The sequence below is a fragment of the Microbacterium oxydans genome, assembly GCF_000956405.1.
Lineage (GTDB): Bacteria > Actinomycetota > Actinomycetes > Actinomycetales > Microbacteriaceae > Microbacterium > Microbacterium oxydans_C.
Window position 1 is genome coordinate 210,661 of record NZ_JYIV01000026.1, and the last position, 25,600, is coordinate 236,260.

Below are 25,600 nucleotides of genomic sequence, written 5' to 3' on the forward strand. Positions count from 1 at the left end.
TGCGCCGACGTCGACGACCGCAGGTTCAGCGCTTGCGGTCGTCGTCGTCCCAGGGACCTTCCCACCAGCCGGCGCGCTCATCCTCGCCGGGGCCACGCCGTCGGCGGGAGCGGATGAACTGCACGACGAACACCGTCAGCGTCGACAGCAGGATCACGAACATCACGAGGAACAGCAGGTCGCTCTGGTTCATGGGCGTCTTCCCTCCGCGGCATCCGCCACGATCTTGGCGATGCGCGCTGCCCGGGTCTCCGGTCGCTTGGCCATCGCGATGTGCGTGAGTCCGAGCTTCTTGACCGACTTCGGGAACGCGTCCCAGTTCGCGCGGGCGACGGGGTCGGCATCGAGCGCGACGGCGAGCTCGTCCGGTTCGATCCCGGCCTCCGGGCCATCGAGCACGGTCCATGAGCCGTTGGCCTTCGCGGTCTCCAGCGCTCGGACACCCGCGGGTGCGAGCAGCCCTGCCGCTTCGAGCTCGGCGATGCGCGCCTTGTTGGTGGCCGCCCACCCGCTGCCGGGACGCCGCGGCGAGAACCACTGCCCATTGGCGCGGTCGTCCGTCCCCTCGCCGAACACGCGTACGGGACCGTCGATCCATCCGAAGCAGAGCGCCTGGCGGACGGCATCCTCGTAGCCGACGCCGTCCGACGATCCGCGCACGCTCAGCAGCCAGACCCCCGCCGTGCGCTCGTGGTTCTCCTCGAGCCAGGCGCGCCACGCCGCCGCATCACCGGCCCGGAACCGCTCGCCCTCGTCGAGTGCGCCCACGAGCTACTTCTTGGTCTTCACCGTCGGGATCGTCTCGGTGATCCGCGGCAGCAGGTCGGCCACGGACTGCACGATCTCGTCCGGACGGAACGGGTACTTCTCGATCTCGGCCTGGTCGCTGATCCCGGTGAGCACGAGCACGGTGTGCAGACCAGCCTCGATGCCGGCGACCACGTCGGTGTCCATGCGGTCGCCGATCATGCCCGTGCGCTTCGAGTGCGCGCCGATCTTGTTCAGCGCCGAGCGGAACATCATCGGGTTCGGCTTGCCGACCACGTACGGCTCCTTGCCCGTCGCCTTCGTGATGAGGGCGGCGATGGCTCCGGTGGCGGGCAGCGGACCGTCGGTGCTCGGGCCTGTGGCGTCGGGGTTCGTCACGATGAAGCGTGCGCCGCCGATGATGAGCCGGATCGCCTTCGTGATCGCCTCGAAGGAGTAGTTGCGCGTCTCGCCGACCACCACGAAGTCCGGGTTCGTCTCGGTCATGATGAAGCCGGCGTCGTGCAGGGCGGTGAGGATGCCGGCCTCGCCGATCACGAAGGCCGAGCCGCCGGGGAGCTGCTGCTTCAGGAAGTCGGCGGTCGCGAGGGCCGAGGTCCAGATGCGCTCCTCCGGCACGTGCAGACCGCTGATGCGCAGGCGTGCGGACAGGTCGCGCGCGGTGAAGATCGAGTTGTTGGTGAGTACCAGATACGGGATGCCCGCGCTCTCCCATCCGGCGAGCAGTTCCGAGGCCCCGGGGATGGCGTCGTTCTCATGGACCAGCACGCCGTCCATGTCGGTGAGCCAGCATTCGATGTCGTCACGTTTTGCCATGTGCACAGCCTAGGGGCCGCACCTTTCCGTTTGAATCGCGCAATTGGTTCCATCGCGACCCCGGACGCAACCATCTGCGCGATTCGAAAGGGCCGGCGTCAGGCCGTGAGCCAGATCGCGTCGGCAGCGTGCGCGACCTCGGCGTGCGTCCCACCGACGGAGAAGCCGTCCTCGGTCACCGTCACCTCGACGCCCACGGCGATGCCGGACGCCTCGACGGCGCGGAGCACCTCGGGGTCCTGGTCGCTCACCCGCAGCACGCGACCCACGTGTCCGACCGGGGCATCGGCGAGCAGCACGAACGGAGCGCGTTCGATGCGACCCTCGGCGTCGGGGATCGCGTCGCCGTGCGGGTCGAACCGGGGGCGTCCGAGGCGCGCATCTATGCCCTCGAGCAGTCGATCGCTGATGGTGTGCTCGAGCACCTCGGCCTCGTCGTGCACCTCGTCCCAGCCGTAGTCGAACTCCTGCACCAGCCAGGTCTCGACCAGGCGGTGTCGTCGCACCATGGCCAGAGCGCGCGTCGTCCCCGCTTCGGTCAGCCGCACCGCTCCGTAGGGCACGTGCGAGACGAGTCCGGCGGCGGCGAGCTTCTTCACCATCTCGGTGACCGACGACGGCGCGATGCCGAGCTTCGCGGCCAGCACCGAGGGGGTGATCGGTGCGTCCTGCCACTCGGTATGCGCGTAGACGGTCTTCAGATAGTCGTCAGCTGCAGGGGATGCCACCCGCCCAGCCTACGTGGTGCTCTCGCGCGCCCATGCGGTGAGTCCGTGGATGAGTGCCCGCACCCCGATCTCGAACGTGCGGCGGGCGGGGTCCGTGCTGAGCCGGGCCCTGGCGGCCTCGGCCTCGGCGAAGGTCGGGAACTGCGGGGCAAGCGCTCCCGGTGCCATGTTGTCGGCGGGCGCGAGCGCGTCCAGCGCGGAGCCGATGATGAACGACTCCAGGGCGACGATGGCGTCCACGATGGTCTCGGTGGGCCACCCGTCGTGCGCGAGCAGGCGTGCGATCTGGTCGTAGTCGGCGAACGAGCCCTCGTCGGCGTCGATCGGCGATGTCGCGAGCATGACCATGGCTTCCGGCGCGGCGATCGCGGCCGCGCGGTAGCTGTGCGCCCAGGTGAGCAGTGCCTCTTCCACGGGCATCGAGTGCAGGACGGGGGAGACGAGCGCGCGGCTGACCTGCCCTCGCATGGCCCGGATCACGGCGTCCCGGTTCGCGAAGTGGTGGTAGAGGGCAGAGGTGCGCACACCGAGCGACTCGGCGAGCGCAGTCATCGTGAACTGACGCGGTGTGCGTTGGGCGCTGAGCCGGAAGGCGGCCTCGAGGATGCGTTCCTCGGTGAGCACCTGGGTCGATGGTCGGCCGACGCTGCGCGGGGTTTTCGTCATCGTGCTTGCTTCCGCTCCGGCGTCTGGTACTTTATTGAAACTCTTTCAATACCGAGAGCTCCCATACCGATGAAGGTACAGTCATGACCGGTTTCGACGCCGACACCATTGTCACCGGCGCGCACGTGGTGACGATGGACCCGCGCCGCCCGCTCGCCACAGCCTTCGCCGTGCGCGACGGACGCTTCCTCGCGGTCGGCGACGATGCGCTCGTGCGTGAGCTCCGCGGACCCCGCACCGTCGTGCAGGACCTGGGAGGAGCAGCGGTGACGCCTGGCCTCATCGACGCGCACCTGCACCCCATCCAGGGGATCGAGCTGACGGCGGGCATCGACCTCGGCGGTCTGGCCACCGGGGCGGCGCTGCTCGCCGCCCTTCGCGTCGAGGCCGACCGCGCGCTCGCCGAAGATGCGGACCCGTGGGTCCGCGGCTGGAATCTCGACTACGACGTGTTCCACGACCTGCCGATGACCGCCGCCGCGATCGAGGACGCGGTGCGCGGACTCCCGGCGCTGCTCATCGTCTTCGACGGGCATACCGCCCTCGCCAGTCGCGCCGGCCTGGAGCGTGCGGGCATCACAGGTGCGCGTGAGTTCGAGGATTCGTCGTGCGTGGTCGTCGATGCCGACGGCCACCCCACCGGCGAGCTGCGCGAACTCGGCGCCTACGAGCCGGTCCGGCTGAGCGCCCCCGCCCGGACCCGCGAGCAGACCCTGGCGATCGGGCACGACCTGCTGCGCGGGCTGCGCGACTCCGGACTCACCGGCGGTACGATCATGGACGGCGGCTTCGCCACACTCGATCTGCTCGACGCGCTGGAGCAGGGCCCGGGTCTTCCGGTCCGCATCGTCTCGGCGATCGACCATGAGCCCGGATTCGACGAGGAACGGACGATCGAGAACCTGCGGATGCGGGATCGACGCGGCGAGCGCTGGCGTGGCGGATCGGTCAAGCTCTACGCCGACGGCGTGGTCGAGACGGGCACCGCATGGCTGCATGAGCCCGACTCTGCAGGTGAGGGGCTCGAGCCCTTCTGGAAGGACATCGCCGCCTACGCCCGCACGGTGCGCCGGTATGCCGATGCCGGGTTCCAGGTCGCGACGCACGCGATCGGCGACCGGGCGGTGGGCGAGGTCGTCGACGCGTACCTCGCTGCCGGTGTGCGCAGTGCCTCCGGCGCCCCGCACCGCATCGAGCACCTGGAGACGACGACCGACCGCGACGTCGCACGCATCGCCGCCGCCGGGATCACCGCCTCGATGCAGCCCCTGCACATGCAGTGGCGCAAGGCCGACGGCTCCGACGACTGGTCGCACCGCCTCGGGCCGGAGCGCGCCGCCCGCGCGTGGCGGGTGCGCGACTACTGGGACGCGGGAGCCCCTCTCGCTCTCGGTTCGGACTGGCCCATCGCGCAGAACGACGCGCGCATCGGCCTCGCCTGGTCGATGCTGCGCCGACGTCCCGGCGACCCCGACGCCCCGGTGTTCGAGCCCGACCAGGCACTCACCCCGTACCAGGCGCTGCACGGATACACCGTGGGTGCCGCGCTGGCTCAGGGGGATACCGACCTCGGTCGCATCGCCCCCGGGTTCACAGCCGACTACGCCGTGTGGGCGGAGAACCCGCTGCACGTCTCCCCGGACGACCTCCCCGACCTTCCCGTACAGGGGACGGTCGTCGGCGGCGTCGAGCCCTGACCCCCGGCTCGCCGCTCCTTCGCGCCCGCATCCCTCCATGCTCCTTCTCACTGAGGTGACCCCCATGCCCGAATTCGGCGCTCTCGCGCTCCTGCCCATCGTGGTGATCCTGATCGTCGCGGTCGCCACCAGACGCACCCTGTTCGCCCTCTTCTGCGGCACCGTCGCCGGAGCGCTGATCCTCGGCGGCTGGGGCGGCTTCGACGTCTGGGTCGAGTACACCGGCACAGCCCTCTCCAACGAGACGGCGCAGTGGCTGCTGCTGATCGTCGCCCTGTTCGGCATGCTGATGATGCTGTTCGAGAAGTCGGGCATCGTCACCGACTTCGCCGACTGGGCCGAGCGATTCGTCACGTCCCGTCGCAAGTCGCTGGTGCTGACCTTCCTGCTCTCGGTCGTGCTGTTCGTCGACGACTACCTCAACGTGCTCACCACCGGCACCTCGATGAAGCGGGTCACCGACCGCTACCGGGTTCCCCGCACGCAGCTCGGCGCGATCATGAAGATGACGGCCGCACCGATCGCCGTCCTCATCCCCGTCTCGACGTGGGCGCTGTTCTTCTCCGGGCTGTTCGAGGCGCAGGGGGTCACCGTCGGCGGCACCGGCTTCGGGGCGTACCTGCAGGCCATCCCGTTCATCTTCTTCGGCTGGGCTGCCCTGGCCGTGGCGCTCCTGATGAGCATCGGCTGGCTGCCGAAGCTGGGGGCGATCAAGCGTGATGCGCTCCGTGCCGAGCGTGACGGCGACGTCTTCCCGGTCGGCACGACGGATGGGGAGCGCAAGGCCGAAGGGGCGGCCCTCCTCGCCGAGCTGAAGGCGGACGACCCGGACGGCTCGACCGCGCAGCGCGTCGCCACGGCGCTCGCGACCTCAACTGAGACCGGCCGCAAGCCGCAACCGTGGGGATTCCTGATCGCCATGGCCGTGCTCGTCGGCGTGACGATCGCGACGAACGCCAACGTGGTCGCCGGCACCGCCGCGTCTCTCGCGGTGACGATCGTGATCGTGCTCGTGCAGCGCCGACTCCGCATCCGCGCGGTGCTTGATGCCGCGCTCGAGGGCATCGAGAGCATGCTGTTCGTGATGGTGCTCACCGTGCTCGCGTTCATGGTGCAGGAGATGAACATCACCCTGCAGCTGGCGGAGTTCGTGATCCAGGTCACCGAGCCCGTGCTCACCCCGGCACTGCTCCCGGCGATCGTGTTCGCGGTGTGCGGCGTGTACGCCTACGCGACGGGATCGTTCTGGGATCTGGCCGCGGTCATCACCCCGGTCGTGCTTCCGCTGGCGCTCGCCCTCGGCGCCGACCCGATCCTCGCGGGTGCCGCCGTGTTCTCCGGCGCGGCGCTGGGCAGCACGACGTGCCTGTACGGTGACGGCATCATCCTCGCGTCGCGGTCGATCGGCATCAAGCCCCTCAACCTGATGCTCGCGATCCTGCCCTACGCGGGCATCGCCGCCGGGCTGTCGTTCGTGCTCTACCTCGTGACGGGTTTCGTCACGACGTAGCGCGGTCTGCGCGGGTCAGTTCGCGACGGCGACCAGGATGCCGAACGCGGCCTGACCCGCGAAGAACACGACGAGGAATCCGAGGAGCGCGGCGGCCAGCGACAGGCGTCCGTCGAAGTCCTCGATCTCGGCCATGCCGATCTTCCGTGCCCGGAACGCCAGCACGAGTGTGGCGATGCCGAGGGCGAGCTGCACCCACGGGCTCGCGAGGTCGATGACCTTCGGGAATGCGATCAGGACGGCGCCGATCACGCCCGCCGCGAAGCCGGTCCAGGTGAGGATGCGGACGTTGCGGCGGGCGTTCTCGGCAGACATGTGTCGAGCCTATCCGGGGTCAGGCGCCCGTCAGCACCAGCCAGAGCAGGGCTCCGTTGAGCGCGATCAGCAGCACGGAGGCGATCACGCCGGCCGCCGTCGTCCAGCGGCTGTTCACCCAGGTGCCGAGGGTGCGTCGCTGCGCGGTCAGGGCGACCAGGGGGATCAGCGCGAACGGGATCCCGAACGACAGCACCACCTGGCTGAGGACCAGTGCGAGCGTCGGGTCGAAGCCGATGCCCAGGATCACGAGCGCCGGGACCAGCGTGACCAGCCGACGGGCGAGCAGGGGGATGCGCACGTGCAGCAGGCCGTGCATGATCTCCGCCCCGGCGTAGGCGCCCACCGAGGTCGATGCCAGCCCCGAGGCGAGCAGTCCGACGGCGAAGAAGGTCGCGACGACCGGTCCGAGTCCGGCGGCGAGCGCGGCGTGCGCGCCCTCCAGCGAGTCGGTGCCCTCCACGCCTGCGAGGTTCGCGGCGGCGAGCAGCAGGATGCACAGGTTCACGGAGCCGGCGACCACCATGGCGATCGAGACGTCCCAGCGGGTGGCCGTGAGTAGGCGGCGGATGCGTGAAGCCTCGGTGCGCACCGCCTCATCGCCGACGTGAGCGGTCGCGGCGCCGAAGCGGTCGCGGGCCAGGGAGGAGTGCGCGTAAATGGCGTGCGGCATGATCGTCGCACCGAGGATGGAGGCCGCGAGCAGGACGGAGCCGGTGTCCTCGAACCGGGGAACCATGCCGCCGAGCACACCGGCCGGGTCCGGTGGTGCGACGAACACGCCGGCCACGAAGCCGATCGTGATGATCGCCATGAGCGCGATGATCACGAACTCGAACGGACGTGCCCCGCGACGGCTCTGCACCGTGAGGAGGATCATCGAGACCGCACCGGTGATCAGGCCGCCGAGCAGCAGCGGCACATCGAAGAGCAGGTTGAGGGCGACCGCGCCGCCGATGACCTCGGCCAGATCGGTCGCCATCGCGACGAGTTCCGCCTGCAGCCAGTATGCGCGGCGGGCCCAGGGGCGCGTGAGCCGTGAGCCCAGCAGCTCCGGAAGGCTCTGTCCGGTGACGACCCCGAGCTTGGCGGAGAGGTACTGGATCAGCCAGGCCATCACGTTGCCCGCGACGACGACCCACACCAGCAGGTAGCCGTACTGCGCGCCTGCGGTCATGTTGCTGGCGACGTTGCCGGGGTCGAGGTACGCGACACCCGCGACGAGGGCGGGTCCGAGCAACCACAGACTGCGCGGAGCCCTGGCCGGGGGAGCGGTCGGGTTCGTCATCGGAGCGGAAGTATTTTTAGGCACACCGAAACCGTAGCGTATTTTTCGGTGGACCTAAATCCCTTCGAATCGCGCACATGGTTCCATTCGGGGGCGGATGGAACCATGTGCGCGATTCGAGCCGAGGTCGTCACGGCGATAGCCTGGCCGGATGGATGATGCGAGCACAGGGTCGATCGCCCAGCCCGGGTACGGCGTCGGTCCGTGGCCGGGAGGCGAGCGAGCCTGGCCGGAGGGCGAGCAGTACGACCCTGAGCTCCTGGCGGCGGGTGACACCCGCAATGTGATCGACCGCTACCGCTACTGGCGGATGGAGGCGATCATCGCCGACCTCGACACCCAGCGGCATCCGTTCCATGTCGCGATCGAGAACTGGCAGCACGACATGAACATCGGGTCGATCGTGCGCAGCGCCAACGCGTTCCTCGCCGACACCGTGCACATCATCGGCCGGCGGCGCTGGAACAAGCGCGGTGCGATGGTCACCGACCGCTACCAGCACGTCGTGCACCACGAAGACGTGGAGACGTTCGCCGCCTGGGCTGCCGTGGAGGGGATCCCCATCATCGCGGTCGACAACGTGGAGGGAGCGGTGCCCGTCGACAAGGCAGAGCTGCCGCAGAGCTGCGTGTTGCTGTTCGGACAGGAAGGGCCGGGCCTCTCACCGGAGGCGCTCGCTGCGGCGTCCGCGCACATCGAGATCACTCAGTACGGCTCCACCCGGTCGATCAACGCCAGCGCTGCGGCCGCCGTGATCATGTACGAGTGGTGTCGGAGATACGCGGCCTGACCACGGCTCGTGCGATCGGTCAGCCGCGGTCGATGCCGAAGATGTGGCGATAGATCGCGCTCACGTCGCGGTCGAGATGATCCATGCGCTCATGCACCGCCCGGATCTCCGTGCGCACGCCGGCGAACTCGCTACCCGTCTCGGTGCGCACGCTCGCGAACTCGTTCCGGAACTCGGTCCGCACGCTCGCGAACTCGTTCCTCATCTCGGTGCGCACGCTCGCAAACTCATTCCGCATCTCCGTGCGCACGCCCTCGAACCCGTTCTGCATCGTGCGCAGGAACATCGTCGAGATCAGTGTGATGGTGCCGAACATCCCCGCGGCGAAGACGCCGATCAGTGTCCAGACCTGTGGTTCCGTCATCCCCAGCATCCCTTCAGTGTCCCTCGATCCTCGTCGAGAGCACCAGGGGGCGGCGACCTAGTATTCCGCGGATTCCAGCGATTGTGGAGAAGTCGCGATCGGCTGGTTCGGTGCAGTATCAGGCGGTGGCGGAGAGCCAGCGTCCCGACCGTACGCGCCAGCCCAGCGTGCCGAGCCGGGCGAGCAGATAGACGCCGAAGAAGGCGACCGCGAGCCACACGAGTCCCGCGGTGCCGTCGACCCCTGTCACCGTGACGATCCACAGGGCGGGGAGGAACGGCACGAGGTTCAGACCGCCGGCGATCACGAGGTACCGGGCGTCGTTCGCCCCCATCAGCACTCCGTCGAGCACGAAGACCACACCGGCGATCGGCTGGGCGACGGCGAGCACGAGCAGCGCAGGCTGCACGAGCGAGGCGATCTCCTCCGATCCCGTGAAGACGATGCCGAGCACACCCGACAGGGCTGCGATCACCGCGCCGACGATCACGCCGAACCACGCGCCCCAGGCGACGGTGCGGGCCAGCACACGGCGCACCTGCTGTTGGTCTCCGGCGCCGAGTTCCTTGCCGATCAGCGCCTGCGCTGCGATGGCGAGGGCGTCGAGCGCGAACGCGGCGGCCGAGAAGATCGTGAAGACGATCTGCCATCCGGCCAGCTCGTCCGTGCCGATGCCGGTGGCCACGCCGACGGTCGCGAGCAGTGCGATGCGCAGGCTCACGGTGCGCAGGAACAGCCATCCGCCCGATGTCGCGGTGCTGCGAAGACCCGCTCCCTGCGCGCGCAGGGAGGCGCTGTGCCGGGTGGCGAGACGACGCACGACCAGGACGTAGGCGGCGACCATCCCCCATTGCGCGGTCACGGTGCCGGTGGCGGAACCGGCGATGCCCCAGCCGAGCCCGTAGATGAACAGCCAGTTGAGCAGGGCGTTCGCGCCGAATCCGAGTCCCGCGATCCACAGGGGCGTCATGGTGTCCTGCATGCCGCGCAGGAGCCCGGTCGCGGCGAACACGATGAGCATCGCCGGCAGGCCCCACATCGAGATCACGAGGTACTCGTTCGCCTGGGCGGCCACGGCCTCGCTCGCACCGAACAGCGAGACCAGCCACGGCGAGGAGACGGCTCCGATGACCGCGAGCACGGCGCCGAGCCCGAGGGCCAGCCACATGCCGTTGATCCCGACGGAGACGGCCTCTCCCGGCTTCCCCGCTCCGAAGCGCCGCGCCACGGCGGGTGTCGTGGAGTACGCCAGGAAGACCATCAGCCCCACGATCGTCTGGAGCACGGCCCCCGCGATGCCGAGTCCGGCGAGCGGGGTGGTTCCGAGATGACCGACGAGCGCGGCGTCCACGATCAGGAACGCGGGCTCCGCGATCAGCGCGCCGAGAGCGGGGACCGCCAGCCGCAGGATCTCTCGGTTGAGGGAGGGGCGCGCGGTCATCCTCCGAGCCTATGACCTGGCGCCGACCTCACCGGCCGCCACGGACGTAGGGTGAAAGGACTCGGATGCCACGGAGGTGCATCATGACGGACCCCAGAGACGCGGCCGCTCGGTATCTCGCGAGCAGGCGCGACAGCATGGACGGCGACGCGAGTGCGGATGGCGACGCGAGTGCGGAGTCGGGGGCCGCTCCGGGATTCGCTGCTGCCGTCGATCCTGCGGCATTCATCGAGACGGCGATCCAGGTGGCGATCCGTCGAGGGGAGTTCGACGATCTTCCCGGTGCGGGAAAGCCCATCGAAGGGCTCGGCACCCACCATGATCCCGACTGGTGGATCCGGCGCAAGATCCAGACCGAGAACCTGACCGGCCTCGGGCCGCCCGCGATCCTGCTCCGCACCGAGGACAGGGAACTGGACGACCAGCTCGACCTGCTCGGGCGCGAGTCCGATGTGCGCGACGTGCTGGAGGACTTCAACCGCCGCGTGCGCGAGGCGCGGCGCCAGCTGCAGGGCGGCCCACCGGTCGTGACGCCTCTCCGCGACGTGGATCACGAGGTGGCTGCATGGGCCGAGCGCCGTGCCGCGCGCCCGGCCCCCGTTCCCGCCGAGCAGTCGCGTCGCCGGCGCTTCCGCACGCGACGACGCGACTGACCCGGACGCCCCGCCCCTCCGCGACGCGATCCGGTCCCTTCCTCGTCGGGCTCATCCCTCCCGTCGCTTCAGTCCTCCCACAGGCCTGAAGTCACCTCGGTCCCTCGCGCTCGACGAGCACGAAGCCATCCGTCCACGCCGAACCGTCCCGCGAGCGGGACGAGGAGCACGACGGCGGAGAGCACCACCATCGCCGGGTACTGCGCGATCAGCTGATCGGCGCTCCAGTAGAGCATCAGCGTCCCGATCGACAGGAACGCGGTGATCCGGGTCAGCAGGCCCACGACCAGCAGCACGCCGAGCGCGACCTCGAGAGCGGGCATCACCGCACCGAACAGCTCGGGCGCCGTCCCCATGAACGACCCGAACGGCGCGAAGAACCACGGCACCCGTGGGTTCCCCTCCGTGCTCTGCGCCACCAGCTCGATGTCGGCCGCCCCGAACCCTGCCCGGTACTTGAGGATGCCCTCGACAAGCCAGAGCACTCCCACAGCCACCCTGGCCCCGCCGCCGAGCAGCGAGAGGGTCAGGGTGCGTGCTGGTCGCGGTCCGCTCATGAGAGCTCGGCTGCTCCGAACACGGCCTTCGCCTTGTCGCAGTGGATCACGACGTAGGAGTACTCGGAGGTGTCGATGCCGTCGAGCATGAAGGTCTGCGTCGCGGTGTCGAACGAGACCGCGTCGACGAGCATGCCGGCGGAGACCGCTGCCTCATCCGTGCCGTTCGTGAGGTACACGTGCAGGTCCGGTCCCTCGTCCGAGGAGAACCCGGACAGGGCGACCTCGTCGCCTGACACGGTGACGGTGCCCGACACCTTCTTCTCGTTCAGGCCCATGAAAGTGCCGGTCTTCTCGGACATCTTCATCTCGGTCGTCGAGGCGCCGGAATCGGCGCTCTGCGACGCAGATGACGAGGGCTTGGTGTCCTCTGTCGCGGCGGGCGAGCTGCACGCCGACAGGGCGAGGGCGAGGGTGACGGCCGCAGTGGCGGCGAAGGCGATCTTGCGCATGAGGTTCTCCTGTTCACGGTGCGTGCGACGTGATTGCGTGGTGGCGGATGCCGTGTCGGGTCGCACTTCGAAGAACGCTACGAACGCGCGGAGGTCGACGGGGAAGACCTTTCAGAACCGTAAGGAACCGCTGGACGGCGCGGAGCGCGCGACTAGTGTCGACCCATGCCTGATGAGACCCTCGTGCGGGAGGCGACCCCCGAACACCAGAAGATCGAGGTGGCGGTCGTCGAGGACGACCCCACCGTCAGAGCCGCGGTCGGCGCGTATCTGCGGGCCGACGGCTACGCGGTGTCGAGCTTCGGGGACGGCGTCTCGGCGCGGACGGCCCTGCGCGAGAGGACCCCGGACGTGGTCATCGTCGACCGCATGCTGCCGGGGATCAGCGGGGACGAGCTCTGCCGCGATCTGCGCTCGTTCTCCGATGTGCCGATCATGATGCTCACCGCCCTCGGCCAGGTGGACGACCGCATCGAAGGTTTCGAGTTCGGCGTCGATGACTACCTTCCCAAACCGTTCTCGCTGCGGGAGCTGTCGATGCGCGTCGGCGCCCTGGTGCGCCGCGCGCAGGCCGTCCATGCGGCAGCGGGGGAAGTGCGTGCCGGCGTGTTCTCGATCGACTCGCTGCGTCGCCGCGTCTGGGTGCGTGGCGAGGAGATCGCCCTCACCGGTCGGGAGTACGACCTGCTGTACTTCCTGGTGCGCAACGAGGGGCGCGCTCTCGGGCGGGAGGAGATCCTCCGCGAGGCGTGGGGATGGAGCTTCGGTGAGGCATCGACCGTCACGGTGCATGTGCGTCGGCTGCGGGAGAAGATCGAGCAGGATCCGCGCGACCCCGTCCACCTGCGCACGGAGTGGGGCGTCGGCTACCGGTTCTCGACCGACGGGGGCCGTTCGTGATCGTGCTCGCCGCGCCCGATGTGCTGCTGATCGTGCTGACGTGTCTGCTCGCGGCCGTGGTCGTCGCGGCCCTCACCCTCGCCCTGTTGCGGATGATGCGCCGCCGGTCGGTCCGTGCCCAGCTCATGCTCGTCGCCAGCGCAGGGGTCGTCACGATGGCTGCCTCGGTCGTCGCGATCGCGGTGGAGATGTACATCTCGACGCACGACCTGACGGTGCTGCTCGCCGTGATCGGGGTGTCCCTCGTCCTGGGGCTGGCGACCGCCTGGGTCGCGGCGAGAGCGATGAGGGCGTCGTTCGACCGCTTCTCGGCATCGCTCGAGGAGATGGGCCGCGGCGGCGTGATCGTCGCAGGTCATGGCGGATCCCGCGAGCTGGACGACCTGTCCCTGCAGTTGGCGGAGGTATCGGCGAAGGTGGATGCCGCGAATGCCGAGCTGGAGCGTCTCGATTCGGCGCGGCGGCGCTTCTTCGCCTGGATCTCGCACGACCTCCGCACTCCGCTGACCGCGGTGCGTGCGCTCGCCGAGTCGATCGAGGACGGCGCGGCTGACGCGCCGGAGCGGTTCGCCGGGCAGGTGCGGGCACAGGTGGAGACGATGAGTCGCATGGTCGACGAGCTGTTCGAGCTGTCGACGCTGACCTCGGGCGCCGTGCAACTGCAGACGCAGCAGGTCGAGCTGCTCGATGTGGTCTCCGACGCGGTCGCCGACGTCGCGGTCGCGGCCGCGGTCCACGAGGTGCGCGTCGTCGAGCGCGGTGTGGGAGGGCACGTGCTCTGGGCGGATCCGCATCAGCTCGGACGCATCATCGTCAACCTGCTGACGAACGCGATCCGGCACGCGCCACGCGGCACGGAGATCGTCATCTCCGCCACCGAGGTGGACCGGAACCGTCTCGTGCTCGGCATCCTCGATCATGGAGCCGGAGTGGCGGTGGAGGATCTGGACCGCATGTTCGACGTGGGGTGGCGCGAGGATGCAGCGCGCAGCTCATCGGCCGAGCAGGGCGGTGTCGCTTCCGGTGCGGGGCTCGGACTGTCGATCGCGCGCGGCCTCGCCCGTGCCCACGGCGGTGAGGTGTTCGCGGAGCGCACGGATGAGGGCTTCCGGATGAACGTGCTCCTGCCGTTCGGGGGAGGCGGGTCATAGGCTGGGCGCATGACTGACGTTCTTCCCGTGGGCCTCGCCCTTGATGAGTTCAGCTCCGACATCCGCCCGCAGGACGACATGTATCGCCACGTGAACGGCGAGTGGCTCGCCCGCACCGAGATCCCCGGCGACAAGGCACGCTGGGGCTCGTTCCACCTTCTCGCCGAGCAGGCCGAGAAAGACGTGCGCGCCATCATCGAGGAGTCGCAGGACGCACCGGAAGGCACGCTCGCCCGCAAGATCGGCGACCTGTTCGCGAGCTTCATGGACACCGAGCGCATCGACGCCGCCGGCGTCACCCCGCTCGCCGAGACCCTCGCCGAGATCGATGCGATCGCCGACGTGCCGGAGTTCCTGCGCACGGTGGGCGCCTACGACCGTGACGGTCGCGCCTCGATCATCGGTCTCTACGTCGACGGCGACCCCGGCGACCCCGAGCGCTACCTCCCGGTGCTGGTGCAGGCGGGCCTGTCCCTTCCGGACGAGAGCTACTTCCGCCTGGACACCTTCGCCGACACCAGGGCGGCGTACCGCGCGCACCTCGAGCGTCTGCTGACCCTGGCCGGCGTGGCTGATGCCGCAGCGAACGCCGACCGCTCGATCGCGCTCGAGACCGAGCTGGCCGGCCACCACTGGGACAACGTGCGCAGCCGTGACGCTGTGGCGACCTACAACCTCAAGACCTGGGACGAGCTGCAGGCGCTCGCGGGCGTCGACCTGGCTCCGTGGCGCGAGGCGGTCTCGCCGTCCAACCCCGCGGCCTTCGACGAGGTCGTCGTCGCGCAGCCCAGCTTCTTCGAAGGGCTCGGTTCGCTGCTGACGGCCGAGCGGTTGGACGACTGGAAGGCCTGGCTGCGGGCGAAGGCCGTGCACGCCGCGGCCCCGTACCTGACCGACGACCTCGTGCAGGAGAACTTCTCGTTCTACGGCACCGAGCTCACCGGGGTGCCCACGATCCGCGAGCGCTGGAAGCGCGGTGTCTCGCTCACCGAGGGAGCGCTCGGCGAAGCCATCGGCAAGGTCTACGTCGAACGGCACTACCCGCCGACGGCGAAGGCTGCGATGGACGAGCTGGTGGCGAACCTCGTCGAGGCGTATCGGCGGAGCATCACCGAGCTCGAGTGGATGACGGCCGAGACCCGGGAGCGCGCGCTCGCCAAGCTCGACGCGTTCACCCCGAAGATCGGCCACCCCGACGTGTGGCGCGACTACTCGAGCCTCGAGATCGACAGGGCCGACCTGTTCGGCAACGTGCGCCGGGCCTCGATCTTCGAGCACGACCGCAACGTCGACAAGGTGGGCAAGCCCATCGACCGCGACGAGTGGCACATGCCGCCGCAGATGGTCAACGCGTACTACAACCCGTCGATGAACGAGATCGTGTTCCCCGCTGCCATCCTGCAGTACCCGTTCTTCGACGCGGGGCGAGACGCCGCGGCGAACTACGGGGGCATCGGTGCGGTCATCGGCCACGAGATCGGACATGGCTTCGACGATCAGGGCAGCCGCTACGACGGCGACGGGCGCCTGCAGGACTGGTGGACCGATGCCGACCGCTCGGCGTTCGAGGAGCGCACCAAGGCGCTCATCGCGCAGTACGACGCACTCGTCCCTGAGGGCCTCGACTCCGAGCACCACGTGAACGGCGCGCTCACCATCGGAGAGAACATCGGCGACCTCGGCGGGCTCGGCATCGCCCTGAAGGCCTACGAACTGTCGCTCGACGGCGCCGAGGCACCCGTCATCGACGGGTACACGGGCGTGCAGCGCCTGCTGCTGTCGTGGGCTCAGGTGTGGCAGCAGAAGAGCCGCGACGCCGAGACGCTGCGTCTGCTGACGATCGACCCGCACTCGCCCAACGAGTTCCGCTGCAACCAGATCGTGCGCAACATCGACGCGTTCTACGAGGCTTTCGGTGTGAGCGAGTCGGATGCGCTCTGGCTGCCGGAGGCGTCGCGGGTGACCATCTGGTGACAGATCGTCACACTCTGTGAAGCATCCCCCGGCGGTGGGGTTACGATAGCCCTGCCGCTGGGGAGCGTGTCCCCTCGGTATCCCGCACATCCACCCCCCTAAGGATCAGCGTGGGCGCTCTCGAGCCTGGTGAAGGCTTCCGCAACTCCTCGGCCCCCGAGTCCCTCGACGGTGCCCAGGAGGTTTCGGGGGCGGGTCGTCGTTCGCAGCGCACCAGCCGCCGTCTCCCTCGACGTGCTGCCGCCGGACGCCGGTCGTTCACGGCCACGCTCCGGGCGCTGGAGGGACTGGTCGACTCCGGAGCGCAGGTGTCGGTGCACGTCGTCGACCTCGACAATCATGTGCATGTGCTCGCCGGCGACGACCACGTCACGATGCCGATCGCCGGCCTCGGGGTGGTGCCGCTGCTGATCGAGGTCGCCGCGGGATTCCAGAGCGGCGCGCTCGATCCGTTCGAGATCGTCGAGCGTGACACCGTCGAGGTCGTGGAGACCTCCGGTCTGTGGCGGCATCTGCACGCGCCGGCTCTGCCGCTGGAAGACCTCGCCGTGATGGCGGCGACCGCGGGTGATCCCATCGCGGTGAACGCGCTGCTCCAGAGGGTGGGGCATGACCGCGTGCGCGAGCGCATCGAGTCGCTCGGTCTGCGTCGCACGGCCCTGCTCGACCGCTTCCGTGACCGCCGCGGCCCCGACGACGCGCCCCAGGTGGCCGTGGGGTCCGCCCGTGAGCTCGCCGGGCTGTTCTCCGCCCTCGTGAACTCTCAGGTCGTGGATGCCGCCGTCAGCGCGCAGGTGTCCGAGTGGCTCAGCCTCAACCAGGATCTGAGTCTGGTCGCGGCGTCGACGGGTCTCGACCCGTTCGCACACGATCACGATGCGCACGGCCTGCTGTTCGTGAACAAGACCGGCAGGGATCGCGGAGTGCGGGCCGAGGCGGGTGTGCTCGCGGGACCGCGCGCCGGGGTCGCCTATTCGCTCATCGTGTGCTTCGACGACCTCTCGATCACCCACCGTCTGCGCGCGCACGACGCCTTCCGGGTGCTCGGCGTCGAGCTGATGGAGTACACGCACTGACGTCGAGGCGTGCGAGCTCTGCACACGCCACATCAGGCATTCACGCCGCATCAGGCATGTTGCGCACAGATCGGCCTGTTCTCGTGCGTCCGCCTGATCTCGCTAGCATCGGGGGATGCCTCGATCTGACTGGACCCCGCATCGTCGCGACGACGGCGAGCTGCTCGGGTGGATACACCCCGCGGGCGACGACTGGGTGCCCGTCGACGTGCTCGGCCGGCCCGTCTCCGCTCCCACCGAGTGGCTCGAAGCCGAAGCGGCGCTGGAAGAGCACGGCATCGCCTGGCTCGCCGATCCCTGGATGCTGGAAGGTGAGTCGGTGCTGGACGGCGAGGCCGAGCGCCCGCTGCGGGTGCGCATCCTCGAGGTGACGCCCGACGAAGACGGCGTGCCGGGGCGGATCGTGGTGAAGATCGACGACTTCGGTGACATGACGCGGCCCGCGACGGCTCAGTTCGTGCTGGCCTGGCCCATCCCGGACCGGCTCCGCCCTCCGCGCGCCGACGACCCTGACCCCCGCACGATCACCGGCTGAATCCGAAGCGGCTCGGCTCGGCTCGGCTCGGCAGGCATGCTCAGCCCGGTAGCGAGGGGCGCTGCTCGGAGCTGCGCTGCTTCGGGATGAACAGCGAGAGCACCACGGCGATCAGACCCGCCGCGATCGCGAGCCAGAAGCACACCTCGAAGGCCGCGCGTGTGGGGACGGCCACTCCGTCGACGTCGATGCTCATCGCGGCGAGGACCCCACCCATCACCGCCGAGGCGCTGGACGTCCCGACCGAACGGAACAGCGCGTTCAGGCCGTTCGATGCGCCGGTCTCGTTCGCCGGAACCGAGCGCATGATGATCATCGGCATGGCGGCGAACGTGAAGCCGATCCCGACGCCGATGAAGATGTTGGCCACGAAGATGTGCCACACCTCGGAGGACCACAGCAGCACGAAGACGTAGGCGAGCACGATCGCGGCGGCACCGACCGTGAACAGCGGGCGCGGGCCGACGGTGCGCTCGAGCCATCCCGACAGGGGTGAGATGACCATCATCACGAGCCCGGCCGGCATGATCACGAGGGACGCCGCGAGCATGTCGAGACCGAATCCCGCACCGCCGACCGTCGGCATCTCGAGCAGCTGCGGGAACGTGACATTCGAGGCGAACAGCGCGAACCCCATGCCGATCGCGGCGATGTTCGTGAACAGCACGGCGGGGCGCGCGGCCACGCGCAGGTCGAGCAGGGGATCCTTCGTGCGCAGCTGATACCAGCCCCAGACCAGCAGCACCACGAGTCCGCCGACGATGCAGGTGAGCGTCAGGGGAGACGTCCATCCCCACTGCGCGCCGCGCGAGACGAAGAGCAGGATGCCGGTGAGACCGATCGCGAGCCCGATGGCACCGACCACGTCGAGTCGGCCGGGAGAGCGCAGCACGTCTTCGGGGATCACGGCCAGCACCAGGGCAAGGCCGACGACCCCGAGTGCGGCGGCGAGCCAGAACAGCATGTGCCAGTCCGCGTTCTGGGCGAGGAGCGCGGCCACCGGCATCCCGATCGCGCCGCCGACGCCCATGGTGGCGCTCATGAGGGCGACCGCGGTGCCCAGTCGTTCGGGAGGGAGCACGTCGCGCATGATGGCGATGCCGAGCGGCACGACGCCCGTCACCGCGCCCTGCAGCGCGCGGCCGATGATCACGCCGACGATCGAGCCGGAGAGCGCGGCGATCACGGACCCGAGGATCAGGATCGCGAGCAGGGCGATCACGACACGGCGCTTGCCGTACATGTCACCCAGGCGTCCCGAGATCGGGGTGGCGACGGCCGCGACCAGCAGGGTGATCGTGACGACCCAGGTGGTGTCTTCGCGGGAGGCGTTCAGCAGCTGCGGGAGCTCGGCCTGCAGCGGGACGACGAGCGTGAACATGAAGGACGAGCAGAGCCCCGCGAAAGCGAGCACGGCGACGACCGCCCAACGGGGAGGGGTGCGGGAGAGGCGCTTCCTGGCCCTGTCATCGCTCGCACCCATCGGCTCAGGCTATCGCCGAATCTCCGCGCCGGATTCCTCGAACGGGCCGAGGAGGGGCAGACTGGGTGCGTGCGAACCATCCGTGACCTCGACACCGTTGAACTCATCCTCGACGCCCAGGGCCTGCTCGACTCCATCAGGGGTCCGCAGCGCGTGGTGGATGCCGGAACCCTGCGCGCCCTGCAGCAGTCGGGCAACTACGTCGTCGGCTTCTTCGACGGCGAAGGGGACGACGAGCGCATGGTCGGCGCGTCCATCGCCTTCTTCGGGGAGCCCGCCCGCCGCGCGATGCACTCCCACATCACCGCCCTGCTGCCCGAGTACCGCGGGCGCGGTTGGGGTCGCGAGCTCAAGGAGCATCAGCGTCAGTGGGCGTTCTCCCGTGACGTCGGCCGCATCACGTGGGTGTTCGATCCGCTGGTCGCGCGCAACGCGCACTTCTTCTTCACCGTGCTGGGCGCCCGAGCGACCGGATACTCCGTCAACCGCTACGGCATCTTCGGCGGCGGTGACGCGGGCGACGAGAGTGACCGGCTCGACGTGGAATGGGCGCTCGCGGACATCGCCAAGCCCCCGGCCGACGAGGCTGTGGTCGAGACGCTCGAGATCCCGGACGACATCGAGGCGTTGCGCGTCTCCGACCCTGCGGCCGCTCACGAGTGGCGTCTGCGCTTGCGTGCGCAGATGGAGGGCCTGCTCGGCAGCGGCCTCCGGATCGCCGGGTACGACACCGAGCGCGGCTACCTCTTCACGGCCTGAGCGTCCTCTTCACCGCCTGACCCCCTTCACCGCCTGATTCGGGGCCGGTGACTCAGCGCACTCCGCGCATCAGCGTCAGCACGGGCTTCACGCTCAGCAGCAGCCCGATGCCGACGACGATGGCGATCCCGCCGAGGATCGAGAAGAAGGGCACCTCGTCGTCGGGGTTGTAGAACTGCACGAGCCATCCCGAGATCGCGGTGCCCAGGGCGATGGACAGGAAGAACAGCGCGACCATCTGGGTGCGGAACACGGTCGGGGCGAGCTTGGTGGCCGCCGACAGGCCGACGGGGGAGATGAGCAGCTCCGCCACGGTGAACACGAAGAGGATCCCGACGATCGCGAGCAGCGGCGTGGAGTTCTCCCCGCCACCGGCGAACGGCAGGAAGAGCAGGAACGCCGACCCCATGATGATCGCCGCCAGGGCGAACTTGACCGGCGTCGAGGGCTGACGCTTCCCCAGACGGGTCCAGATCGCCGCGAAGACACCGGACAGGATGATGATGAAGACCGGGTTGATCGACTGCACCCACGACACCGGCATCTCCCAGCCGAACAGGTTCCGGTCCAGGCGCTGGTCGGAGTAGATCGTCAGCACCGTGAACTGCTGCTGGTACAGCGACCAGAACGCGACACTGGTGATGAAGAGCGGCAGGAACGCCCACACGCGCGAGCGTTCGGTGGCGTCGATCCGACGGCTGCCGAGGATCACCGAGAAGTACGCGACCGCGGCGACGATCGTGACGCCGATCACCAGGGTGGCGAGGTTGTCGGGTCGGATCACGCCGGCGAGCACCAGGACGGCGATGAGGACGACCGCGGCGCCACCGATCAGTCCGACCAGGAGATAGCGGGACGTCGGGAGCGGGTTCGGCACCTCGCGGGCGGAGTCGGGGAGGGCCTTGCGGCCGAACGCGTACTGGATGAGTCCCAGTGTCATCCCGATCGCGGCGAGTCCGAAGCCGTAGTGGAAGCCCAACGACGACTGCAGGATGCCGGTGAGGATCGGGCCGAGGAACGCGCCGAGGTTGATCCCGAGGTAGAACAGCGAGAAGCCCGCGTCGCGCCGAGGATCGTCTTCGCTGTAGAGAGTGCCGACGACGGACGACGCATTCGCCTTGAGCCCACCGGATCCGACGGCCACGAGCACGAGACCGACGCCCACACCGACCGCACCGGGGAGCAGGGCGAGGGCGAGGTGTCCCGCCACGATGACCATGGCGCTGACGAACAGCACCCGCTCCGCGCCGAAGAGACGGTCGGCGAGCCAGGCGCCCAGGATCGTGGACAGGTAGACCGAGCCCCCGTAGGCGCCAACGATCCCGCCGGCGACGGCCTTGGGGATGCCGAGGCCGCCCTCGGTCACCTCGAAGTACAGGTAGATGAGCAGGATGCCCTGCATGCCGTAGAAGCTGAAGCGCTCCCACATCTCGACGCCGAAGATGTGCACCAGTGCCCACGGCTGCCCGAAGAAGCGGGTGTCGTCGTCGCGGGTCCTCGGTGTTCGTGCTGCAGTGCTCATCCCCAGGACGCTACTCCCGCGCAGTCCTCGGGGCCAGGGAGCGCGCGGGAACCACGGATAGAATGGGATGCCCGTGTTCGCGGGTTCTCCTCCCGCATCCGACCATTGGAGCCACCATGGCCGAACAGTCCCGCCTCGACAAGGTCATCGCCCTCGCCCGCCACCGCGGGTTCGTGTTCCAAGCGGGTGAGATCTATGGCGGTTCCCGGTCGGCCTGGGACTACGGCCCCCTCGGCACGGAGCTCAAGGAGAACATCCGGCGGCAGTGGTGGCAGACCTTCGTGCGCGGTCGCGGCGACATGGTGGGCCTGGACTCCAGCATCATCCTCCCCAAGCGCGTGTGGGAGGCGTCGGGTCACGTCGCCACCTTCACCGACCCGCTGGTCGAGTGCCTGCAGTGCCACAAGCGCTTCCGTGCCGACAACCTCATCGAGGACTTCGAGGCCCGCAAGGGGCGGAAGGCCGAGAACGGTCTGGCCGACATCCCCTGCCCGAACTGCGGCACCAAGGGGCAGTACACCGAGCCGAAGGCCTTCTCCGGTCTGGTGAAGACCTACCTCGGCGTGGTCGACGACGAGTCCGGCCTCTACTACCTGCGCCCCGAGACCGCGCAGGGCATCTTCGTGAACTTCTCGAACGTGCTCACCGCCAGCCGCAAGAAGCCGCCGTTCGGCATCGGGCAGGTCGGCAAGGCGTTCCGCAACGAGATCACGCCCGGCAACTTCATCTTCCGCACCCGCGAGTTCGAGCAGATGGAGATCGAGTTCTTCACGCCGCCGGCTGAGGCGCAGGAGTGGTTCGAGCACTGGGTCGAGGCCTGCTGGAACTGGTTCATCGACCTCGGCATCGACCCCGAGAACATGCGGCAGTTCGACGTGCCGGAAGACGACCGCGCGCACTACTCGGCCGGCACCATCGACGTCGAGTACCGCTTCGGCTTCGCGGGCAAGGAGTGGGGCGAGCTCATGGGCGTCGCCAACCGCACCGACTACGACCTCTCCAGCCACAGTGAGGCATCCGGCCAGAGCCTGACGTACTTCGACCAGGCCACGGGCGAGCGCTACACGCCGTACGTGATCGAGCCGTCGTTCGGACTCACCCGCGCGATGATGGCCTTCCTCGTCGACGCGTACGTGGAGGAGCAGGTGCCCAACGCCAAGGGCGGCACCGACGTGCGCACCGTGCTCAAGCTCGACCCGCGTCTCGCGCCGGTCAAGGCCGCGGTGCTGCCGCTGTCGCGCAACGAGAAGCTCTCGCCGCTCGCGCGTGAGGTCGCCGACACGCTGCGCAGTTCCTGGGCCGTCGACTTCGACGACGCCGGCGCGATCGGACGTCGCTACCGTCGTCAGGACGAGATCGGCACCCCGTTCTGCGTCACGGTCGACTTCGACTCGCTCGACGACCACGCGGTCACCGTGCGCGATCGCGACACCATGGCGCAGGAGCGCGTCTCGATCGACGAGCTCCACGCCTACCTCGCGGAGCGTCTGCGCGGCGCCTGAGGTGCGGTGACGGTTCGGGGAACTTCTGAACGGACGCCCCGATCGGCGAGTAGGTCTGTACGCCGCCGGTCAGTAGGTATGCTTTCGGGCACGTACTGAGGCGGCGACCAGATCGGAAAGACGATGACGTTCACGTGGATGAGAACCGAGGCCACCCCGCGCCGGCGACGCGCGCGGAGAGGGCTCGCGCTCGGCGCGGCTGCCGCGCTCGTCGGCGGCCTCCTCGGAGTGGGGGCATCCGTCGTGACCGCGGAACCAGCGCAGGCGGCGGTTCCCGCGTTCGAGTGCACGAGTTCCACCTACGTCGTCACCGCGACGGGGGCGATCTCCCGTGTCGACCCGACGACCGGTGCGGCGACCGCGAACGGTCAGTTCACGGTTCCGGCCGGCGACTCGGTCAACGCTCTGGCGTTGGACGAGGGCGGAGGACGATACATCTGGGGGTACGACCGCACCGCCGGTCAGGTCGTGCGGTTCGATTCGACCACTGAGGCGACCGACGTCTTCCCGGGTCCGCCGAGCACAGCCGGCGTCGTGGCGGGCGCGATCAACCCGGACACGGGGATCTACTACTTCGCGACCTCCGGCGCGCTCTGGAACCTCTACGCCTTCGACACCAGCACCAACACCCTGATCGGTCAGGTCGCGACGATCTCCGGCCTCTCCGCGAACGGCGACATGGCGTTCGACTCCCTCGGGAACCTGTATGCCGTGTCCAACGCGGACGCGACCGCGGCCGGCGTCTTCGCTCGCGTTCCCGGTCCCATCCCCACGACCGCCGGCATGGCGACCCTGACCGCTGAGGTCATCACCACGACTCCTCCCAACCTGGGTCAGTATCACTCGGTCGCCGTCGTGTCCGACGGGTCGATCGCCATCGGCTCCGGATCGACGATCACCAGGGTTCGTCCGGAGAACGGCGCCACCCTCTCGCAGACGGACACCGGCATCGCCTTCGTCGACCTTGCGAGTTGCGCGTACCCCAACCTCGTCTATGCGCAGAAAGTGCTTCCGAACGGGCGGTATCTGCCGACGGATCAGTTCCGGCTCGATGTCACCTCACCCATCCTGCCGAGGGAGTACACCGGGATCACCGAGGGGACGGACCCCGGGCGACAGGGCCTGCCGGGGGAGACCGCCGGACCCGTCCTCGGCCTCGACAGCGCGAGCTTCACTCTGACGGAGGCGGCTGCAGGGACCACGGACTTCGCGAACTACGAGACCTCCTGGACCTGCACGAACAACACCGATGGCACTGTGCTGTCCTCCGGGACCGGGCGCGTCGCCGACGTCACGCTTCCCACGGGGTCGACCGCCGCGGACGTGCGCTGCGACTTCACAAATGTCGCGCTCCTCCCCGCGCTCACACTGGTCAAGCGCGTCGTCGACGTTCTCGATGTGAACGGGAACGGCTACAACGACCTGGGTGACCAGATCCTCTGGGCGTTCGACCTGCACAACACGGGCAACACCGACCTCACCGATCTCACCGTCACGGACGATGTCCTCGGTGCTGCGGGCATCGGCGTCACGTGCGACCCCGACTCGCTCGCACCCGACGAACGGGTCACCTGCGAAGCGGATGCCCGCTACACGATCACCCAGTCGGACGTGGACAACGGTCAGGTCCTCAACACCGCGACGGCGACCGGCACTCCGCCCACCCAGCCTCCCGTGAACACGCCCCCGTCCACGACGACGACCCCCGTCGGCGGATACACCGTCACGAAGACGTCCGATCCGGCATCCGGGTCGATCGTCGCGATCGGGGACGAGATCACCTACACGATCACCGTCGCGCATGTGGGTACCGCCGCCGTCCCCGGCGCGAATCTGCTCGACGACCTGTCCGGTGTCCTCGACGACGCCGCTTTCAACGACGACGCCACGGCCTCCGGAGGGACCGTCGATTTCGATGAGGCCAGCGGCGAACTGAGCTGGGTCGGCGATCTGATCACCGGAGACACGGTCACCATCACGTACTCGGTGACGGTGACCGGAGGTGGCGACGGGTCCCTCGACAACGTCGTGATCAGCGACAGGTGCGAGGACTCCTGTGTCACCACGCACTCCGTCGGCGGTTTCGTGTTCTCGAAGGCCGCGAATCCCGCATCGGGTGCCACGGTGGCTACGGGGCAGACCGTGACCTACACGCTCACCGTCACCCAGACCGGTGCCGCACCGGTGGCGGGAGCCAACGTCACGGATGATCTCTCGGGCGTGCTCGACGATGCGACCTGGAACGACACGGCCATCGCGAGCTCCGGTACGGTCGAGCGCTCAGGGGAGTCTCTCGTCTGGAGCGGTGATCTCGGCACAGGTCAGGTGGTCACCATCACCTACTCGGTCACCGTGAAGCAGGGCGGTGATGGCGCGCTTCGCAACGTCGTGACCACCACCAGTCCGTTCGGAGTCTGCGACCCGTCCGCGGCATGTGCGACGCAGCATTTCGTCCCCCCTGTGCCTGGCCTCGCGACGACCGGCGGGACGATCGCTTGGACGGCCACGGGCCTCGGCGCGCTGGCGCTGCTGATCGGCGCGGGGATGATGCGCGCGGCGCAGCGTCGTCGGTTCATCCGCCTGGATTGAGTCCTCGAACGAGTGATGCGTGCGTGGCGGGATCGTGTTCGTCATGATCCCGCCACGGCGCGTG

General features: G+C 69.0%; 25 protein-coding genes. 12 read left to right on the forward strand and 13 right to left on the reverse strand.

Going from position 1 to position 25,600, the window contains the following annotated elements; translation table 11 throughout:
* Positions 1-25: 25 nt before the first annotated feature.
* From RN51_RS18550 to RN51_RS10535, 5 genes are all read right to left on the reverse strand, one after another.
* Positions 26-193, reverse strand: a complete 168-nt coding sequence (locus RN51_RS18550; protein WP_197073233.1) for a hypothetical protein — start codon at positions 191-193, stop codon at positions 26-28.
* Positions 190-768 (reverse strand): YdeI/OmpD-associated family protein, encoded by a 579-nt coding sequence (locus RN51_RS10520; protein WP_045263976.1) that lies wholly within the window; start codon positions 766-768, stop codon positions 190-192. The genes RN51_RS18550 and RN51_RS10520 overlap by 4 nt, the downstream gene beginning before the upstream one ends.
* 3 nt (positions 769-771) lie before the next feature.
* Positions 772-1,584, reverse strand: coding sequence for an HAD-IIA family hydrolase (locus RN51_RS10525; protein WP_045263977.1), 813 nt, complete (start codon positions 1,582-1,584; stop codon positions 772-774).
* 98 nt (positions 1,585-1,682) lie between these two features.
* The gene (locus RN51_RS10530; RefSeq protein ID WP_045263978.1) at positions 1,683-2,312 is read right to left on the reverse strand and encodes a metal-dependent transcriptional regulator; all 630 of its coding nucleotides are present in this window, start codon (positions 2,310-2,312) and stop codon (positions 1,683-1,685) included.
* 9 nt (positions 2,313-2,321) lie between these two features.
* On the reverse strand, positions 2,322-2,978 hold the full coding sequence (locus RN51_RS10535) for a TetR/AcrR family transcriptional regulator (RefSeq protein WP_045263979.1): 657 nt from the start codon (positions 2,976-2,978) through the stop codon (positions 2,322-2,324).
* 83 nt (positions 2,979-3,061) lie between these two features.
* On the opposite strand from RN51_RS10535, the gene RN51_RS10540 reads away from it, so the two are divergent.
* Together RN51_RS10540 and RN51_RS10545 are read left to right on the forward strand one after the other, a co-directional pair.
* On the forward strand, positions 3,062-4,675 hold the full coding sequence (locus RN51_RS10540; protein WP_045263980.1) for an amidohydrolase: 1,614 nt from the start codon (positions 3,062-3,064) through the stop codon (positions 4,673-4,675).
* A 64-nt stretch (positions 4,676-4,739) separates the two neighbouring features.
* Positions 4,740-6,185 (forward strand): Na+/H+ antiporter NhaC family protein, encoded by a 1,446-nt coding sequence (locus RN51_RS10545; RefSeq protein ID WP_045263981.1) that lies wholly within the window; start codon positions 4,740-4,742, stop codon positions 6,183-6,185.
* Between the two features lie 15 nt (positions 6,186-6,200).
* Here RN51_RS10545 and RN51_RS10550 read toward each other — a convergent pair whose 3' ends face one another.
* Together RN51_RS10550 and RN51_RS10555 are read right to left on the reverse strand one after the other, a co-directional pair.
* The gene (locus RN51_RS10550; protein ID WP_045263982.1) at positions 6,201-6,500 is read right to left on the reverse strand and encodes a hypothetical protein; all 300 of its coding nucleotides are present in this window, start codon (positions 6,498-6,500) and stop codon (positions 6,201-6,203) included.
* 19 nt (positions 6,501-6,519) lie between these two features.
* Positions 6,520-7,788: an Nramp family divalent metal transporter gene (locus RN51_RS10555; protein ID WP_045263983.1), complete on the reverse strand. Its 1,269-nt coding sequence runs from the start codon at positions 7,786-7,788 to the stop codon at positions 6,520-6,522.
* Between the two features lie 151 nt (positions 7,789-7,939).
* On the opposite strand from RN51_RS10555, the gene RN51_RS10560 reads away from it, so the two are divergent.
* Positions 7,940-8,578, forward strand: a complete 639-nt coding sequence (locus RN51_RS10560; protein ID WP_045263984.1) for a TrmH family RNA methyltransferase — start codon at positions 7,940-7,942, stop codon at positions 8,576-8,578.
* A gap of 19 nt (positions 8,579-8,597) precedes the next feature.
* Here RN51_RS10560 and RN51_RS10565 read toward each other — a convergent pair whose 3' ends face one another.
* The gene (locus RN51_RS10565) at positions 8,598-8,942 is read right to left on the reverse strand and encodes a hypothetical protein (RefSeq protein WP_045264056.1); all 345 of its coding nucleotides are present in this window, start codon (positions 8,940-8,942) and stop codon (positions 8,598-8,600) included.
* Positions 8,943-9,060: 118 nt separating this feature from the next.
* Positions 9,061-10,383 carry an MATE family efflux transporter gene (locus RN51_RS10570; RefSeq protein WP_045263985.1) on the reverse strand — a complete coding sequence of 441 codons (1,323 nt, stop codon included), beginning with the start codon at positions 10,381-10,383 and terminating at the stop codon, positions 9,061-9,063.
* Between the two features lie 83 nt (positions 10,384-10,466).
* Between RN51_RS10570 and RN51_RS10575 the strand changes: the two genes are divergently transcribed.
* On the forward strand, positions 10,467-11,036 hold the full coding sequence (locus RN51_RS10575; RefSeq protein ID WP_045263986.1) for a DUF1992 domain-containing protein: 570 nt from the start codon (positions 10,467-10,469) through the stop codon (positions 11,034-11,036).
* Positions 11,037-11,104: 68 nt separating this feature from the next.
* On the opposite strand, the gene RN51_RS10580 is transcribed toward RN51_RS10575, so the two are convergent.
* Both RN51_RS10580 and RN51_RS10585 read right to left on the reverse strand, forming a co-directional pair.
* Entirely contained in the window at positions 11,105-11,593 is a 489-nt protein-coding gene (locus tag RN51_RS10580; protein WP_045263987.1) for a DoxX family membrane protein, read from the reverse strand.
* Entirely contained in the window at positions 11,590-12,045 is a 456-nt protein-coding gene (locus RN51_RS10585; RefSeq protein WP_045263988.1) for a DM13 domain-containing protein, read from the reverse strand. Before RN51_RS10585 ends, RN51_RS10580 begins: the two co-directional genes overlap by 4 nt.
* 165 nt (positions 12,046-12,210) lie before the next feature.
* Between RN51_RS10585 and RN51_RS10590 the strand changes: the two genes are divergently transcribed.
* From RN51_RS10590 to RN51_RS10610, 5 genes are all read left to right on the forward strand, one after another.
* Positions 12,211-12,945: a response regulator transcription factor gene (locus RN51_RS10590; protein WP_045263989.1), complete on the forward strand. Its 735-nt coding sequence runs from the start codon at positions 12,211-12,213 to the stop codon at positions 12,943-12,945.
* Positions 12,942-14,096: a sensor histidine kinase gene (locus RN51_RS10595; protein ID WP_052674679.1), complete on the forward strand. Its 1,155-nt coding sequence runs from the start codon at positions 12,942-12,944 to the stop codon at positions 14,094-14,096. The genes RN51_RS10590 and RN51_RS10595 overlap by 4 nt, the downstream gene beginning before the upstream one ends.
* 9 nt (positions 14,097-14,105) lie before the next feature.
* The gene (locus RN51_RS10600) at positions 14,106-16,070 is read left to right on the forward strand and encodes a M13 family metallopeptidase (protein WP_045263990.1); all 1,965 of its coding nucleotides are present in this window, start codon (positions 14,106-14,108) and stop codon (positions 16,068-16,070) included.
* Between the two features lie 110 nt (positions 16,071-16,180).
* Entirely contained in the window at positions 16,181-17,146 is a 966-nt protein-coding gene (locus RN51_RS10605; protein WP_045263991.1) for a serine hydrolase, read from the forward strand.
* 115 nt (positions 17,147-17,261) lie between these two features.
* A complete protein-coding gene (locus RN51_RS10610; protein ID WP_045263992.1) occupies positions 17,262-17,681 on the forward strand; it encodes a hypothetical protein in 420 nt (139 codons plus the stop codon).
* 40 nt (positions 17,682-17,721) lie between these two features.
* On the opposite strand, the gene RN51_RS10615 is transcribed toward RN51_RS10610, so the two are convergent.
* Positions 17,722-19,164 carry an MFS transporter gene (locus RN51_RS10615; RefSeq protein ID WP_045263993.1) on the reverse strand — a complete coding sequence of 481 codons (1,443 nt, stop codon included), beginning with the start codon at positions 19,162-19,164 and terminating at the stop codon, positions 17,722-17,724.
* A gap of 69 nt (positions 19,165-19,233) precedes the next feature.
* Between RN51_RS10615 and RN51_RS10620 the strand changes: the two genes are divergently transcribed.
* Positions 19,234-19,923, forward strand: a complete 690-nt coding sequence (locus RN51_RS10620) for a GNAT family N-acetyltransferase (RefSeq protein ID WP_045263994.1) — start codon at positions 19,234-19,236, stop codon at positions 19,921-19,923.
* Positions 19,924-19,975: 52 nt separating this feature from the next.
* Here RN51_RS10620 and RN51_RS10625 read toward each other — a convergent pair whose 3' ends face one another.
* The gene (locus RN51_RS10625; protein ID WP_045263995.1) at positions 19,976-21,445 is read right to left on the reverse strand and encodes a peptide MFS transporter; all 1,470 of its coding nucleotides are present in this window, start codon (positions 21,443-21,445) and stop codon (positions 19,976-19,978) included.
* Positions 21,446-21,561: 116 nt separating this feature from the next.
* On the opposite strand from RN51_RS10625, the gene RN51_RS10630 reads away from it, so the two are divergent.
* Both RN51_RS10630 and RN51_RS10635 read left to right on the forward strand, forming a co-directional pair.
* Positions 21,562-22,947: a glycine--tRNA ligase gene (locus RN51_RS10630; RefSeq protein WP_045263996.1), complete on the forward strand. Its 1,386-nt coding sequence runs from the start codon at positions 21,562-21,564 to the stop codon at positions 22,945-22,947.
* A gap of 138 nt (positions 22,948-23,085) precedes the next feature.
* Complete coding sequence (locus RN51_RS10635; protein ID WP_197073234.1) at positions 23,086-25,536, forward strand: DUF7507 domain-containing protein; 2,451 nt, start codon at positions 23,086-23,088, stop codon at positions 25,534-25,536.
* Positions 25,537-25,600: the final 64 nt, after the last annotated feature.